The 13,494-nt window shown below is 72.3% G+C and carries 13 protein-coding genes and 1 tRNA gene; 10 read left to right on the forward strand and 4 right to left on the reverse strand.

What is annotated here, in order from left to right; genetic code table 11:
- The first annotated feature begins 46 nt into the window (after window positions 1-46).
- From galU to BN159_RS25140, 7 genes are all read left to right on the forward strand, one after another.
- Window positions 47-949 carry a UTP--glucose-1-phosphate uridylyltransferase GalU gene (gene galU, locus BN159_RS25110; protein ID WP_015659805.1) on the forward strand — a complete coding sequence of 301 codons (903 nt, stop codon included), beginning with the start codon at window positions 47-49 and terminating at the stop codon, window positions 947-949.
- A gap of 5 nt (window positions 950-954) precedes the next feature.
- Entirely contained in the window at window positions 955-2,277 is a 1,323-nt protein-coding gene (gene glp, locus BN159_RS25115) for a molybdotransferase-like divisome protein Glp (protein WP_015659806.1), read from the forward strand.
- A gap of 117 nt (window positions 2,278-2,394) precedes the next feature.
- Window positions 2,395-2,874, forward strand: coding sequence for a cyclic pyranopterin monophosphate synthase MoaC (gene moaC, locus BN159_RS25120; protein ID WP_015659807.1), 480 nt, complete (start codon window positions 2,395-2,397; stop codon window positions 2,872-2,874).
- Window positions 2,871-3,386: a MogA/MoaB family molybdenum cofactor biosynthesis protein gene (locus tag BN159_RS25125; RefSeq protein ID WP_015659808.1), complete on the forward strand. Its 516-nt coding sequence runs from the start codon at window positions 2,871-2,873 to the stop codon at window positions 3,384-3,386. Before moaC ends, BN159_RS25125 begins: the two co-directional genes overlap by 4 nt.
- Window positions 3,387-3,406: 20 nt before the next feature.
- A complete protein-coding gene (locus BN159_RS25130) occupies window positions 3,407-4,051 on the forward strand; it encodes a GNAT family N-acetyltransferase (protein WP_015659809.1) in 645 nt (214 codons plus the stop codon).
- A 186-nt stretch (window positions 4,052-4,237) separates the two neighbouring features.
- Window positions 4,238-5,500: a divisome protein SepX/GlpR gene (gene sepX / locus BN159_RS25135; protein WP_015659810.1), complete on the forward strand. Its 1,263-nt coding sequence runs from the start codon at window positions 4,238-4,240 to the stop codon at window positions 5,498-5,500.
- A gap of 137 nt (window positions 5,501-5,637) precedes the next feature.
- Window positions 5,638-5,711, forward strand: a tRNA-Ala gene (locus tag BN159_RS25140).
- A gap of 155 nt (window positions 5,712-5,866) precedes the next feature.
- Here the strand turns inward: BN159_RS25140 and BN159_RS25145 are convergent.
- Together BN159_RS25145 and BN159_RS25150 are read right to left on the reverse strand one after the other, a co-directional pair.
- A complete protein-coding gene (locus tag BN159_RS25145; RefSeq protein WP_015659811.1) occupies window positions 5,867-8,311 on the reverse strand; it encodes an ABC transporter permease in 2,445 nt (814 codons plus the stop codon).
- A gap of 43 nt (window positions 8,312-8,354) precedes the next feature.
- On the reverse strand, window positions 8,355-9,092 hold the full coding sequence (locus BN159_RS25150; RefSeq protein ID WP_015659812.1) for an ABC transporter ATP-binding protein: 738 nt from the start codon (window positions 9,090-9,092) through the stop codon (window positions 8,355-8,357).
- Window positions 9,093-9,310: 218 nt separating this feature from the next.
- Here BN159_RS25150 and BN159_RS25155 point away from each other — a divergent pair, with 218 nt between their 5' ends.
- Together BN159_RS25155 and BN159_RS25160 are read left to right on the forward strand one after the other, a co-directional pair.
- Window positions 9,311-10,606: a sensor histidine kinase gene (locus BN159_RS25155; protein WP_041821851.1), complete on the forward strand. Its 1,296-nt coding sequence runs from the start codon at window positions 9,311-9,313 to the stop codon at window positions 10,604-10,606.
- Between the two features lie 17 nt (window positions 10,607-10,623).
- Complete coding sequence (locus BN159_RS25160) at window positions 10,624-11,238, forward strand: LuxR C-terminal-related transcriptional regulator (RefSeq protein ID WP_015659814.1); 615 nt, start codon at window positions 10,624-10,626, stop codon at window positions 11,236-11,238.
- Here BN159_RS25160 and BN159_RS25165 read toward each other — a convergent pair.
- Complete coding sequence (locus BN159_RS25165) at window positions 11,228-11,710, reverse strand: GNAT family N-acetyltransferase (protein ID WP_015659815.1); 483 nt, start codon at window positions 11,708-11,710, stop codon at window positions 11,228-11,230. The two genes, BN159_RS25160 and BN159_RS25165, sit on opposite strands and share 11 nt — an antisense overlap.
- Before the next feature lie 68 nt (window positions 11,711-11,778).
- On the opposite strand from BN159_RS25165, the gene BN159_RS25170 reads away from it, so the two are divergent.
- Window positions 11,779-12,579, forward strand: a complete 801-nt coding sequence (locus BN159_RS25170; RefSeq protein WP_015659816.1) for an exodeoxyribonuclease III — start codon at window positions 11,779-11,781, stop codon at window positions 12,577-12,579.
- 238 nt (window positions 12,580-12,817) lie between these two features.
- Here BN159_RS25170 and BN159_RS25175 read toward each other — a convergent pair whose 3' ends face one another.
- A complete protein-coding gene (locus BN159_RS25175; RefSeq protein ID WP_015659817.1) occupies window positions 12,818-13,438 on the reverse strand; it encodes a MerR family transcriptional regulator in 621 nt (206 codons plus the stop codon).
- Between the last annotated feature and the right edge of the window lie 56 nt (window positions 13,439-13,494).

Below are 13,494 nucleotides of genomic sequence, written 5' to 3' on the forward strand. Positions count from 1 at the left end.
CCGGAGCCACAGATTCCCTACAAAGGCACCGGATAAGGTTGCGGGCATGACTCAGTCGCACCCTCGGATCAGCAAGGCTGTCATTCCCGCAGCAGGTCTCGGCACCCGGTTCCTGCCGGCCACCAAGGCCACTCCCAAGGAGATGCTGCCGGTCGTCGACAAGCCGGCGATCCAGTATGTGGTCGAGGAGGCCGTCTCCGCGGGCCTCGACGATGTCCTCATGATCACGGGCCGCAACAAGCGCCCCCTCGAGGACCACTTCGACCGCAACTACGAACTGGAGTCCGCCCTTCAGAAGAAGGGCGACGCCAGCCGGCTCGCCAAGGTGCAGGAGTCCAGCGACCTCGCGACCATGCACTACGTCCGCCAGGGCGACCCCAAGGGGCTCGGCCACGCGGTGCTGTGCGCGGCCCCGCACGTCGGCCACGAGCCCTTCGCCGTCCTCCTCGGTGACGACCTCATCGACCCGCGCGACCCGCTGCTCAAGCGCATGGTCGAGGTCCAGGAGCAGCGCGGCGGCAGCGTTATCGCGCTCATGGAGGTCGCGCCCGAGCAGATCCACCTCTACGGCTGCGCCGCGGTCGAGACCACCGAGGACGGCGATGTCGTCAAGGTGACGGGCATGGTGGAGAAGCCTGACGCCACGGACGCCCCGTCCAACTACGCGATCATCGGCCGCTACGTCCTCGACCCGCACATCTTCGACATACTGCGCAAGACCGAGCCCGGCCGCGGTGGCGAGATCCAGCTCACCGACGCCCTCCAGCAGCTCGCGGCGGACGAGAAGGTCGGCGGCCCGGTGCACGGCGTCGTCTTCAAGGGCCGCCGCTATGACACCGGGGACCGTGGCGACTACCTGCGTGCCATTGTCAGACTCGCATGCGAACGTGAAGACCTGGGCCCGGACTTCCGGACCTGGCTTCGCAGTTACGTAGCCGAGGAGATGTAGCCACTTTGAGCAGCGCCGCGCCCCGCACCACCGACCAGGACCACCTCTGGTCGGTGGACGAACACCTGGAGGACATCCTCGCGACCGTCCGTCCCCTCGAACCCATCGAGCTGCAACTGCTCGACGCCCAGGGCTGCGTCCTGGTCGACGACGTCACGGTGCCGGTCTCCTTGCCGCCGTTCGACAACAGCTCCATGGACGGGTACGCGGTACGGGTCGCCGATGTCGCGGGCGCGAGCGAGGAGTTCCCGGCGGTCCTGGAGGTCGTCGGGGACGTCGCGGCGGGTCAGGCGGAGCTGGTCCAGGTGGGTCCCGGCCAGGCCGCGCGCATCATGACCGGCGCGCCGCTGCCGCCGGGCGCGGAGACGGTCGTCCCCGTCGAGTGGACCGACGGCGGCCTCGGCGAGGGCCCGGTGGCCGGGATGCGCGCCCGCAGCCTTGCCCCCGAGGGCGCCACCGGGCATGTGCACGTGTACCGGCCCGCCGAGGCCCGCGCGCACGTGCGCGCGAAGGGCAGCGACGTGAAGGCCGGTGACCGCGCACTGGAGGCCGGTACCGTCCTCGGCCCGCCGCAGATCGCCCTGCTCGCCGCGATCGGCCGCGGCACGGTACGCGTACGCCCGCGCCCGCGCGTGGTCGTGATGTCCACCGGCAGCGAACTCGTCCAGCCCGACGAGGAGTTGCGCAGCGGCCAGATCTACGACTCCAACAGCTTCGCCCTCACCGCGGCCGCCCGGGACGCCGGTGCCATCGCCTACCGCGTGGGCGCCGTCGCCGACGACGCCGAGATCCTGCGCTCCACCATCGAGGACCAGCTGGTGCGCGCCGACCTCATGGTCACCACCGGCGGCGTCAGCGTCGGGGCGTACGACGTCGTCAAGGAAGCACTGGAGTCCGTCGGCGACGAGGACGAGGCCGGCAGCGGCATCGAGTTCCGCAAGCTCGCCATGCAGCCGGGCAAGCCCCAGGGCTTCGGCTCCATCGGCCCCGACCACACCCCGCTGCTGGCCCTCCCCGGCAACCCGGTGTCGTCGTACGTCTCCTTCGAACTGTTCGTGCGCCCCGCGATCCGCACCCTCATGGGCCTGGAGGACGTCCACCGGCCGCGCACGACCGCGACCCTCACGGCGGACAAGGCGCTGACCTCGCCGAAGGGGCGCAGACAGTTCCTGCGCGCGACGTACGCCGAAGGCGCCGTGAGCCCCGTCGGCGGGGCCGGATCGCACCTGGTCGCAGCCCTCGCGCACGCCGACGCGCTGATCGTCGTCCCCGAGGACGCCGAGTCCGTCGAGCCCGGCGCCGAGGTCGAGGTCGTGCTGCTCGGCTGAGCCCACGCGCGCGTGCCGGTCCTGCTCCGGTGCGCGCGCCGACTTGGCGGTACCGTGTCGCGCACAGCAGGCCCAGCGCCGCACCGCCGAGGGCCCGGACCGGGAGCGCCACACAGCATGAGTACGCAGGACCGACTGACGCACATCGACGAGGCGGGCGCCGCGCGCATGGTCGACGTATCGGAGAAGGACGTGACCGCGCGCACCGCTCGCGCCAGCGGGCGGGTCCTGGTCGCGCCCCGCGTGATCGAGCTGCTGCGCGGTGAGGGCGTCCCCAAGGGTGACGCGCTGGCCACCGCGCGGATCGCGGGCATCATGGGAGCCAAGCGCACCCCGGACCTGATCCCGCTGTGCCACCCGTTGTCGGTGTCGGGTGTGAAACTGGATCTGTCGGTCGCGGACGACGCCGTGGAGATCGTGGCCACCGTGCGGACCACGGACCGCACGGGCGTCGAGATGGAGGCCCTCACCGCGGTCTCCGTCGCCGCACTCACCGTGATCGACATGGTCAAGGCGGTCGACAAGGGAGCGGTCATCACGGACGTACGCGTGGAGGAGAAGACGGGCGGCAAGTCGGGCGACTGGAGCCGGGCATGACCGTCGGGATCCGCCGCGCCCTGGTCGTCACCGCCTCCAACCGCGCCTCCGCCGGCGTCTACGAGGACAAGGGCGGCCCGCTGATCGCCGACGGGCTGAAGGGCTTCGGGTTCGCCGTCGAGGGGCCGCAGGTCGTGCCCGACGGCGACCCCGTGGAGGCTGCATTGAGGGCCGCCGTCGAGGCCGGGTACGACGTTGTCGTCACCACCGGCGGCACCGGCATCTCGCCCACCGACCGCACGCCCGAGGCGACCCGCGCGGTGATCGACTACGAGGTGCCGGGCATCGCGGAGGCCATCCGGGCGTTCGGCCGCGAGAAGGTGCCGACCGCCGTGCTCTCCCGGGGGCTGGCCGGGGTGGCGGGCGGCACGTTGATCGTCAACCTGCCGGGCTCCACCGGCGGGGTGAAGGACGGGCTCGCCGTCCTGGAGCCCCTGCTGGTGCACGCCGTGGACCAGATCCGTGGCGGCGATCATCCGAGACCCGGCACAGGCAGTGGGGGTGCGAGCTGAACAGCCCATCCTGGCCCGTCGTGCTGGCGGACGGCGATGTCGTCCTCCGGCCGATAAAGCTGCGCGACCAGCGGGCCTGGCGCGAGGTCAACCGGCGCAACCGGGACTGGCTGCGCCCCTGGGAGGCGACCATTCCGCCGCCCACGCCGAGCGGGCCGATCGCGCACCGGCCGACCTATCGCCAGATGGTCCGGCACCTGCGCTCCGAGGCGAACGCGGGCCGCATGCTGCCGTTCGTCATCGAGTACCAGGGGCGGCTGGTCGGGCAGTTGACGGTCGCCGGGATCACGTGGGGCTCCATGTGCTCGGGGCATGTCGGCTACTGGGTGGACCAGGCGGTGGCCGGCCGCGGGGTGATGCCGACGGCCGTGGCGCTCGTCGTGGACCACTGTTTCCGCACCGTCGGACTGCACCGCATCGAGGTCTGCATTCGCCCGGAGAACGGGCCGAGCCGCCGGGTCGTGGAGAAACTCGGATTCCGCGAGGAGGGGCTGCGACCCCGTTATCTCCACATCGACGGGGCCTGGCGCGACCATCTCGTGTTCGCGCTCACCGCGGAAGAAGCGCCCGACGGCTTGCTGAACCGCTGGCGCCGGGCACACTCCCGGGGGAGGTCCTCCGACGGGCCGAGGAACCCGCAGAACACGCCGGGGAATCCCGCATAGCCCGGGGTAATTGAATAAATGTTCGAAATTGATCGCCTCGCGACCGACTCGGAGCCCTGAATTCGCCTCATCTGCGGCCAGCTGATCGCATCGGTCACAAAAAAATTTCGAAATATCAGCCAGATCGTGCGACACACCGGCTCAATTGGCAGATGGCCTCACGCAAACCCCTCTACCGTGTGAGGCGTGAGCAGCAGTGGCCTCATCTACGCAGTCATTGTCGGGGCCTGGGCCGCCTACTTGGTGCCGATGTGGCTCCGTAGGCAGGACGAGCTGAACGAGGCCCGTCCGACGGAACGCTTCAGCACAGCCATCCGGTTGCTGTCCGGACGGGCGGGGATGGAGCGCCGGTACGCCAAGGACCTGCGCGCGCGCTCCGCCGACGAGGGGGAGCCCAGCGCCGACGACCCGGACGGCGTCACCGCATCGGTGGACGTCCGGGCCTTCGCCGTGTCTCCGACGCGCCCGCAGACGGTGTCGGCGCGCGCGGAGGAGCCGGAGCGGCAGGAGCGGTCCGAACCGGCGCGCGCACGCGCGGCCGCCCCGGCGCCCGAACCCGGACCCGCACCGGCGCGGAAGTCGCGGAAGCCACAGAAAGCACAGAAGGCGCAGGCGGCGCAGAAGCCGGTCCCGGCCGCGCGGCGTACGCCCCCCTCGCCTGCCGAGGAGGCGGCCGCGGCGCGCGCCCGGCGCACAAAGGTGCTCGCGCGCCGTCGGCGCACAACCGTGATGCTCTTCCTCGCCTTCACAATGGGCGCGATCGTCGCCGCCGTCGGAGGGCTCGCGTTCCTGTGGGCACCCGGCGTGCCTGCCGTACTGCTCAGCGCGTACATCGCCTACCTGCGCTCCCAGGAGCGCCGCCGCTTCGCGTATCAGATGGACCGTCGGCGCGCCGAGGTCGCCGCGCAACAGCTCAAGGAGCGTGCGCGCCAGCCGCGCCGGCGTGTCTCCGCCGACGCCCGCGCGGACGCAGAGGAGCCTGACGAAGGCCCTGGACCACAGAGCGACCCGGGCCTTTCGACGCTGGCCGCGGACCGGCGGGCGCTCGTCGAGCAGACCGATCACGCGGAGTGGGTCGATCAGCAGCGTGAGCGCCAGCGGCGGCCGGGGCAGGGTGAGAGCTGGGATCCCGTGCCGGTGCCGTTGCCGACGTACGTGACCGCGCCCGTCGCGCCGCGCGCCACGGCGGACGTGGACCTGGGGGCGCCCGACGCGTGGAGTTCGGCGCGGTCCAGCGCGGTCGCGCCGGAGCAGGAGGCGGCGGAGGCCCGCGCGGCCGGAGCCGAACAGGCGGAGACGCAGGCGGCTGACGGTGAGGAGAAGGCGGACGGCGGCGGGCGCAGTGACGCCCGCCGGGCCGCCTCCGCCCGGCGGGCGCGTGAACGGGGGCGTACGCCGTTGTTCGACCAGTACGAGGACGGCGGGCGGCCGCGGGCGGCCAACGAGTAGGGGGCGCCCGCGCCGTCCGTCGGCGCCGGACGCCCGCCGAACCCGTCCGCACGCCCCACCTGCACCGGGCCAGTGGCCCGCCGGGGAACGGATTTCCAAGCGGGCGGATCGGGATGCTAGAGTTTCACTCGTTGCAAGGGCCTGTGGCGCAGTCCGGTAGCGCACCTCGTTCGCATCGAGGGGGCCAGGGGTTCAAATCCCCTCAGGTCCACCGCAACAACTGCACTTGAGAAATCAGGTCAGTTGATGAGATCCCGCCCGATCAGTTGATCGGGCGGGATCTTTTTTGTTCGAACACCGGGAGTGGCGGGGGCGGATGGCCCGGTGCGGATCGAAGTGGCCCGCGCGTATGTCGCGGTCACCCTCTTAAGCCGTCCGAATTCCCGCCCTGCCCCGCAGCGCCGATGCCGCCGGTATCACCGCCGCGACGACCGCCAGAGCCGCGCACGCGGCCGTCGCCGAGCCCAGGGCCTTCCACGGAAGCACGATCGGGGCGTGCACGGACAGCAGCGACAGAGCGCCCCACATGCCGAGCAGGTTGAGGGCGGCGACCAGCAGGCCCAGGAGCGCGCCGACGGCGACCACCGTGAGTGCCTCCGCGGCGATCAGGCGCAGGACCTGGGCGGTGGTGGCTCCGGCCAGGCGCAGTGCCCTCAGGTCGCGGACCCGGTCGGGTGTGGCCATGACCAGGGTGTTGGCGAGGGAGATGCCGGTGTAGAGCAGGGCTATGCCCAGGACTAGGAGGAAGCCGAGTCGGGTGGTGCCGTCGGCCGGGGGCTGGGTGGCTCGCAGCCATGCGGTGCGGGTGTGGAGCAGGCCGCCGTGCGGCTCGATCGCCGCGCGCAGGGCCCTTGCCGCGGCCGCCGTGTCGGTGCCTGGTGTGACCTTGACGTCGATGCGGTCCACGCGTGCGTGGGGAGCGTTCGCGGGAGTGACGTAGACGCCGTTGTCGCCCGTGCCCACCGGCATCACCGCGGCGATCCGCAGCGACTTGCGCGTGCCGTCGGCCAGCCAGACCGTCACCCGTTGGCCCACGGTGTGCCGCTCCCACTCCTCGTTGACGATGATCGAGTCGTCGTCGAGGTCCAGGACTCGGCCCGCGGTGAGGGGCAGGCGGGTGGTGGCGGTCAGCGCCTTCGGGTCGGCGACGCGGGCAGGGGAACGGATCAGGGCTACGCCCTCTTCGAGGACGTGTACCTCGCTCGGGGAGGTCGAGGAGACCTTTGCATTCGGGATCTTCTGGAGGCGTTCGAGCGTTGGTCTGTCGTAGCCGCCGGGTGGGGGCGTCACGACGAAGTCCGCGATGGTGCGGTGGCGGGTCTCCGTCGTTCGCGCTTCGTTCAAGGTTGCCGTGGCGCCGGGCAGGGAGCCGGTCAGGGCGACCGTGACCAGGACCGGGGCGGCTGTGGCCGCGGTGCGGCGGACGGCGGTGCTGGTGTTCTCGCGGATCAGCAGCCCGCACGCGCCGGGAAGGCGGGAGGGGAGCCACGTGAGCAGGCGGGTCAGGGGGCGTACGAGGAGCGGGGCGAGCAGGGCGAAGGCGGTGATCAGCAGCATGGGGCGGCTGACGTACGTCTTGCGGTGCAGCAGGTCGGACGGGTCGGTCGCCAGGGCCAGGAGCAGCATGACGGCGGCCGTGGCGAGGAGGGCCGTACCGAGTAGGCGACGGGTCCAGGGCATCGTGCCCTGGTCCACGGATGCCTCGCGCAGCGCCTGCGCGGGACCGGTCCGACCCGCTCGCCACGCGGCGGCCGCCGCTCCCGTCAGCGCGACGAACAGGCCCGTCCAGAAGGCCAGAAGGTACGGCCAGACGTGGTCGCCAATGGTGAACCAGGCCGGTGCGAGTCCGCCGTCCACGACCCATGCGGCGAGGTACGGCGCCGTGAACGCGCCCAGGGCGCAGCCGGCGGCCGAGGCGAGGACGCCGATCAGGAGGGCCTCCGCCAGCACCGTGCGGCGGATCTGGCCGGGCGTGGCGCCCGCCGTGCGCAGCAGCCCGAACTCGCGGCGCCGCTGGGCCACCGCGAAGGCGAACGTCGACGCCACCACGAACACCGACACGAAGCCGCTGACCCCGCCGGCGGTGCCGAACATCGCGTTCATGGCGGTCAGGGCCTCGCGGTCGCGGTCCGGATCGGCGTCCGCGAACCGTCGGTCCGCACCCGTCAGCACCTCGGCGCCGGAATCCGTGCCGACCGCCTCGCGCACGGCCGCCGCGTCCGCCTCCACGACCAGTTGGGTGCTGACCGGCGCCAACTGCGCGGCCCGCGCGGGGGTGAGGAACACGGCGTTCTCGAAGCCGAGGCCGCGCACCACGCCGACCACCGTCACGGTTCCGGAACCGGTGCGCAGGCGGTCGCCCTTGACGGCCCAGCCCGACGTGACGACCACCTCGCCATCCGCCCGCGGCTCGCGCCCGTTCACCGGGCCGTACGGCGCGAAGGCCGCCGTGGGCCAAGGGTGGCCCACCAGATCGGCGGGCCCGTTCTCGGCCCGCACGGCGAAGGAGCGGTCCTCGGTGACGGGGCCGAGGCGCTTCAGGGCGGCGATCGTCCGCGCGGGCACGGCGTTCGGCTGGGCCAGCGGCTGGGTGCGGTCGCCGTTCGGTGTCGGTACGCGCAGCGTGTCCCGGCCCTGCACGACGACTGGGGCCGCCGCGAACCGCTCCGGCCGGCGTTCGGGGGCCTGGAGCGACGAGGCCAGGGCCAGCCCCATCACGGCGATCAGCGCGACGCCGAGGGACAGCGCCACGAAGCTGCCGGTGAAGGTGATCCAGCGGGTGCGCAGGGTGTGCAGGGCTACGGTCAGCATGGGATGGCCTTCGCGTGAGGGGCGGGCAGGAAGCGGGCGGTGATCAGCACGCCACCGCCTCCAGACCCGCCATCCGCGCGGCGACATCCCCCGCCGACGCCTCCGTCAGCTCATCGGCCACCCTGCCGTCGACGAGGAACACCACGCGGTCCGCGCACGAGGCGGCGAGCGGGTCGTGGGTGACCATGACGATCGTCCGGGCCTCCGTGTCGACCATGTCGCGGAGCAGGGCCAGAACCTCGCGGCCGGTGCGGGAGTCGAGGGCGCCGGTCGGTTCGTCGGCGAAGAGCACCTCGGGGCGGGCGATCAGCGCGCGGGCCAGCGCGACGCGCTGCTGCTGACCGCCGGACAGCTCCGACGGGCGGTGTCCGCACCGGTCGGCGAGGCCGACCTGGCGCAGGGCCTCACGGACACGCGCGCGTGGCGGGCGGCGACCGGCGAGGCGCAGGGGGAGCGCGACGTTCTGCTCGGCGGTCAGCGACGGCAGCAGGTTGAAGGACTGGAAGACGAAGCCGATCCGCTCCCGGCGCAGCCGTGTCAGCCGGGTCTCGCTCAGCGTCGTCAGCTCGGTGCCGCCCAGGGACACCGAGCCGGACGTCGGCCGGTCCAGTCCGGCGGCGCACTGGAGCAGTGTGGACTTGCCGGAGCCGGAGGGGCCCATGACAGCGGTGAACGTGCCTCGGGGGAAGGCGAGCGAGACCCTGTCGAGCGCGGTCACGGGGCTGCCGCCCGAGACGTACTGCCGTGTCACGGCGCGCAATTGGATGGCGTGGTCGGTCATCTGGCCCTCGAATCATGGGTCGTTGCGGTGTCCCTCAACCCAATCGCCGCAACGGGGCCCGGCGCAGTGCGGCAGGACCGACAACCGGGGTAGGGCCAGGCATACCCCTGCTCCACCCGCTGGACCGATGGCCCGCGCGTAGGGGCGGCTTCTACGGTGAAACGGTGATCTCTACGCATCCCGAAAGACCCGCGCCCGCGGACACCGTGTGGCAGGTCCTGGCCCGGCCGGGCTTTCTGCTGTCGCCGTGGCCCTGGCGTGCCGCCGCCTACTTGCTGACCGGCGTGGTCACCGGGCTCGCTGCGCTGGTGGCGATCGTGACGCTGGTGGCGGTCGGCGGGGTTCTGGCGATCGTCCTTGTCGGGCTGCCGTTGCTGGCCTGCGCTGCCCTCGCCGGGCTGCCCGTGGCCGCGGTGGAGCGGCGCAGGCTGCGGCTGATCGACGCAAGGCCCGCGCGGGGGAGGCATCGCGAGCCCGCCGAGCCCGGACTGTGGTGCTGGTTCACCACGCGGCTGAGGGAGCGGCAGACCTGGCGGGAACTCGGGTACGCGCTTCTCTTCGCCGTCCTGCTTTGGCCCGCGGACGCGCTAATCGTCACCATGGCGCTGCTGTTTCCGGCGTCGATGGTCGCCACCCCGCTGCTGATGGCGACGGTCGGCGACGGCCAGGAGGCCAAGGTGCTCAAGCAGTGGACGGTCACCGACTGGCCGGCCGCCGTCGGTGTGGCCCTGCTCGGGGTGCTGCTGCTCGCCGCGGGCGCCTATGTGCTCGCGGTGACGGCCGGTGCCCGCGCGGAGCTGACCCGGCTGCTGATCGCCCCGCGTGATGCGGATCTCGGTGAGCGGGTCGTCGAACTCGCCCGCTCCCGGGTGCGGTTGGTCGACGCGTTCGAGGCGGAGCGGCGCCGTATCGAACGCGATCTGCACGACGGCGCCCAGCAACGCCTCGTGGCCCTGACCATGACCCTCGGCCTCGCCCGCCTGGACGCCCCGCCCGGTCCCCTCGCCGACCAGCTCGCCAAGGCCCACGAGGAGGCCGGGCGAGTCCTGGAGGAACTGCGCGAGCTGATCCAGGGCATCCACCCGCAGGTCCTCGCCGACTACGGCCTCGGCGCGGCCGTGGCCGACGCCGCCGACCGCAGCGCGATCCCCGTGGACGTCGACCTCGACCTGCCCGGGCGTATGTCGCGGGCGGTGGAGAGCGCCGCGTACTTCGTGGTGTGCGAGGCGCTCGCCAATGTGGACAAGCACAGTGGCGCCCGGCGCGCCCGGGTCAGCGGTGGTCACGACGCCGGGCGGCTGGTGCTCCAGGTGCGGGACGACGGCCGGGGCGGTGCGGACGCGGTCAGGGGCAGCGGGCTGACCGGTCTCGCCGACCGGGTGTCAGTGCTCGATGGCAGACTCTCCTTGTCCAGTCCGCCGGGCGGACCGACCCTGCTGCGTGTGGAGATTCCTTGCGAGCTGAAGCGGACCGAGCGCACGGAGACCGCCGGACCCACCGGCCGCTCCGCGTAGTCCTGGCCGAGGACAGCGTGCTGCTGCGCGAAGGCCTGATCGGTCTGCTCGACCGCTGCGGTCATGACGTGGTCGCGGCTGTCGGCGACGCTCCGGCGCTGCTCGCCGCCGTCGAGGAGCACGAGCCGGACATCGTGGTGACCGACGTCCGTATGCCGCCCGGTTTCCAGGACGAGGGGCTGCACGCGGCCGTCCGGCTGCGCGAGAAGCGCCCCGCGCTGCCGGTGCTGGTGCTCAGCCAGTACGTGCAACGGACGTACGCCGCCGACCTGCTGGACTCCGGCGACGGATCCGGCGTCGGCTACCTGCTGAAGGACCGGGTAGGTCAGGTCGAGGAGTTCACGGCCGCGCTGGCCGAGGTCGCGGCCGGTGGCACGGTCGTCGACCCGGAGGTCGTACGGCAGTTGCTGCGGCGGCGCCGGGACCCGCTGGAGCGGCTCACCCCGCGTGAGCGGGAGGTGCTGGCGCTGGTCGCGGAGGGCCGGTCCAACGGCTCCATAGCCCGCGCGCTGGTGGTGTCCGAGGCCGCCGTCGGCAAGCACATCGGGTCCATCCTCACCAAGCTCGACCTGCCGCCGGCGGAGGAGACCCACCGCCGGGTCCTCGCGGTACTGGCCTATCTCAGAGGGTGAGCGGCTTGGCGTAGCACAGGCTCAGTTCGTGGAACCGGTAGTAGCCGAACTTCTCGCACGGCTCATAGCCGCTGGACTCGTAGAGGGCGACGGCCTCGGGTTGCTTGGTGCCCGTCTCCAGCACCATGCGCAGTCGGCCGGCCCCGCGGGCGTCCTCCTCCAGAGCGGCCAGGATGCGCCGGGCGAGACCGTGGCCACGCATGCCGGCGATCACGTACATGCGCTTGATCTCGGCGTCACCGTCGATGTTGCCCTCGCCGTTCGTGTCCTTGACACGCCAGCCGCCCGAGGCGACCGGGGTGCCGTGCTCGTCGTAGGCGAGGAGGTACACGCCGTTCGGCGGGTCGAAGTCGGCCGTGGCCATGACCGTGGCGTCGCCGTCGTCGCCGTAGCGGGCGGCGTACTCGGCCTGGACCGCGTCATTGAGCTTCACGGCGTCGGGGTGGTCGAAGGAGACGCGACGTATGTGCATGCACACAACCGTACAGTCATAAGCAGTCGGAATCTGGACTTGGTCCAGCCTGCCGGTATCGTGCCCGGGTGCTCACTGTGACCTCCGTGAATGTGAACGGGCTGCGTGCCGCCGCGAAGAAGGGTTTCGTGGAGTGGCTGGCCGCGACCTCCGCCGATGTGCTGTGCCTCCAGGAGGTGCGCGCCGAGGCGAAGCAGCTGCCGGACGCCGTACGGGAGCCCGACGGCTGGCATGTCGTGCATGCGCCCGCCGCCGCGAAGGGGCGCGCAGGCGTCTCCCTCTACACCCGGCGCGAGCCCGACCGCGTGCAGGTCGGCTTCGGGTCGAGCGAGTTCGATGCCGGCGGGCGCTATGTCGAGGCGGATCTGCCCGGTGTGACGGTCGCCTCCCTGTACCTCCCGTCCGGTGAGGTCGGCACCGAGCGCCAGGACGAGAAGGTCCGCTTCATGGGGGAGTTCCTCGCCTACCTCAAGGACCTGCGCGAGCGCGCCGCCGCCGACGGGCGTGAGGTCGTCGTCTGCGGCGACTGGAACATCGCCCACGAGAAGGCGGACCTCAAGAACTGGCGAGCCAATCAGAAGAGCTCCGGCTTCCTCCCCGAAGAGCGCGCCTGGCTCGGCCAGGTGCTCGATCCGGAGGAGGGCGGGTACGTCGACGTCGTGCGCGCCCTGCACCCGGACGTCGAGGGGCCGTACAGCTGGTGGTCGTACCGGGGGCGCGCCTTCGACAACGACACGGGCTGGCGCATCGACTACCAGATCGCGACGCCGGGGCTCGCGGGCCGGGCGGTCAAGGGCTTCGTGGAGCGCGCGGCGACGCATGCGGAGCGTTGGTCGGATCATGCGCCGGTGACAGTCGTCTACGAGTAGGCGCGTGGCGGGGCGTCTGCGCGCGGGCGTGCGCGGGCGCAGCCATTGTGTGGCCGTGCGCGGGGCGTTGCCCTGTGCGCCGGCGCGCGCCGGTGGGTAGGAGCGTGGGCGTGCGCTGTGGGCGGTTTCGGCACGCCCCGCGCCGCGTGTGCCACCCATGCCCCCAGCGCCCTGTACGCCGAGGGGCGCCCGCCACACCGCACGCGCCCCCTCGGCCCCGCCCACGCCCCCGCCCCCGCTACGACCGCTTCCGCAGGCGGCGGTCCAGGGCCAGGGACATCTCCGCCTCCACCACGCTGCGCGCGAGGGGGCGCAGGCGGGGGAGGTCCTCCTCCGTGCCGTGGCGGAGGATCAGGTCGGCGAAGAGATCGGCGAGGACATCGGCGTGGGCGCGCAGTTCCTTGCCCGCGGCCAGTACCTCGGCGAGCGGGATGCCCTCGCGGACCAGGGCGGCGGAGACGTCCAGCAGGCGGCGGCTGATGTGGACGATCTCCTCGCCGTCGGTGGCGAGATAGCCGAGTTCCAGGGCGGCGGCGAAGTTCTCCGGGGTGACGTCGCCGGCGAAGCGGTCGGCGAGTTCCTCGGGGGTGAGGCGGACCGGGGTCTCCTCGGTGGGGGAGTCCATGCCGAGCAGGTCGGCGACATCGCGTCCGTGGTCGAAGGCCTCGGCGAGTTCGGCGATGCCGCTGAGGGTGTGGCCGCGTTCCAGCATCGCCGAGATCGTGCGCAGCCGGGCCAGGTGGCGGTCGTCGTACCAGGCGATTCGGCCCTCGCGGCGGGGCGGGGGGATGAGCCCGCGTTCGCGGTAGAAGCGCAGGGTACGCACGGTGATGCCGGCCAGCCGGGCCAGCTCCTCCATGCGGTACTCGCGTCGGCCCTCGGGTCGTCCAGCGTCTTGTGCCACGCCGGAAGCCT

This window comes from Streptomyces davaonensis JCM 4913, assembly GCF_000349325.1.
Classification (GTDB): domain Bacteria; phylum Actinomycetota; class Actinomycetes; order Streptomycetales; family Streptomycetaceae; genus Streptomyces; species Streptomyces davaonensis.

Excerpts from the sequence above, each read along its gene's own strand:
- BN159_RS25145 (WP_015659811.1), bottom strand. The coding sequence starts at position 8,311 with ATGCTGACCGTAGCCCTGCACACCCTGCGCACCCGCTGGATCACCTTC.
- galU (WP_015659805.1), top strand. The coding sequence starts at position 47 with ATGACTCAGTCGCACCCTCGGATCAGCAAGGCTGTCATTCCCGCAGCA.
- BN159_RS25175 (WP_015659817.1), bottom strand. The coding sequence starts at position 13,438 with ATGGAGGAGCTGGCCCGGCTGGCCGGCATCACCGTGCGTACCCTGCGC.
- BN159_RS25150 (WP_015659812.1), bottom strand. The coding sequence starts at position 9,092 with ATGACCGACCACGCCATCCAATTGCGCGCCGTGACACGGCAGTACGTC.
- BN159_RS25165 (WP_015659815.1), bottom strand. The coding sequence starts at position 11,710 with ATGCACATACGTCGCGTCTCCTTCGACCACCCCGACGCCGTGAAGCTC.
- moaC (WP_015659807.1), top strand. The coding sequence starts at position 2,395 with ATGAGTACGCAGGACCGACTGACGCACATCGACGAGGCGGGCGCCGCG.
- BN159_RS25125 (WP_015659808.1), top strand. The coding sequence starts at position 2,871 with ATGACCGTCGGGATCCGCCGCGCCCTGGTCGTCACCGCCTCCAACCGC.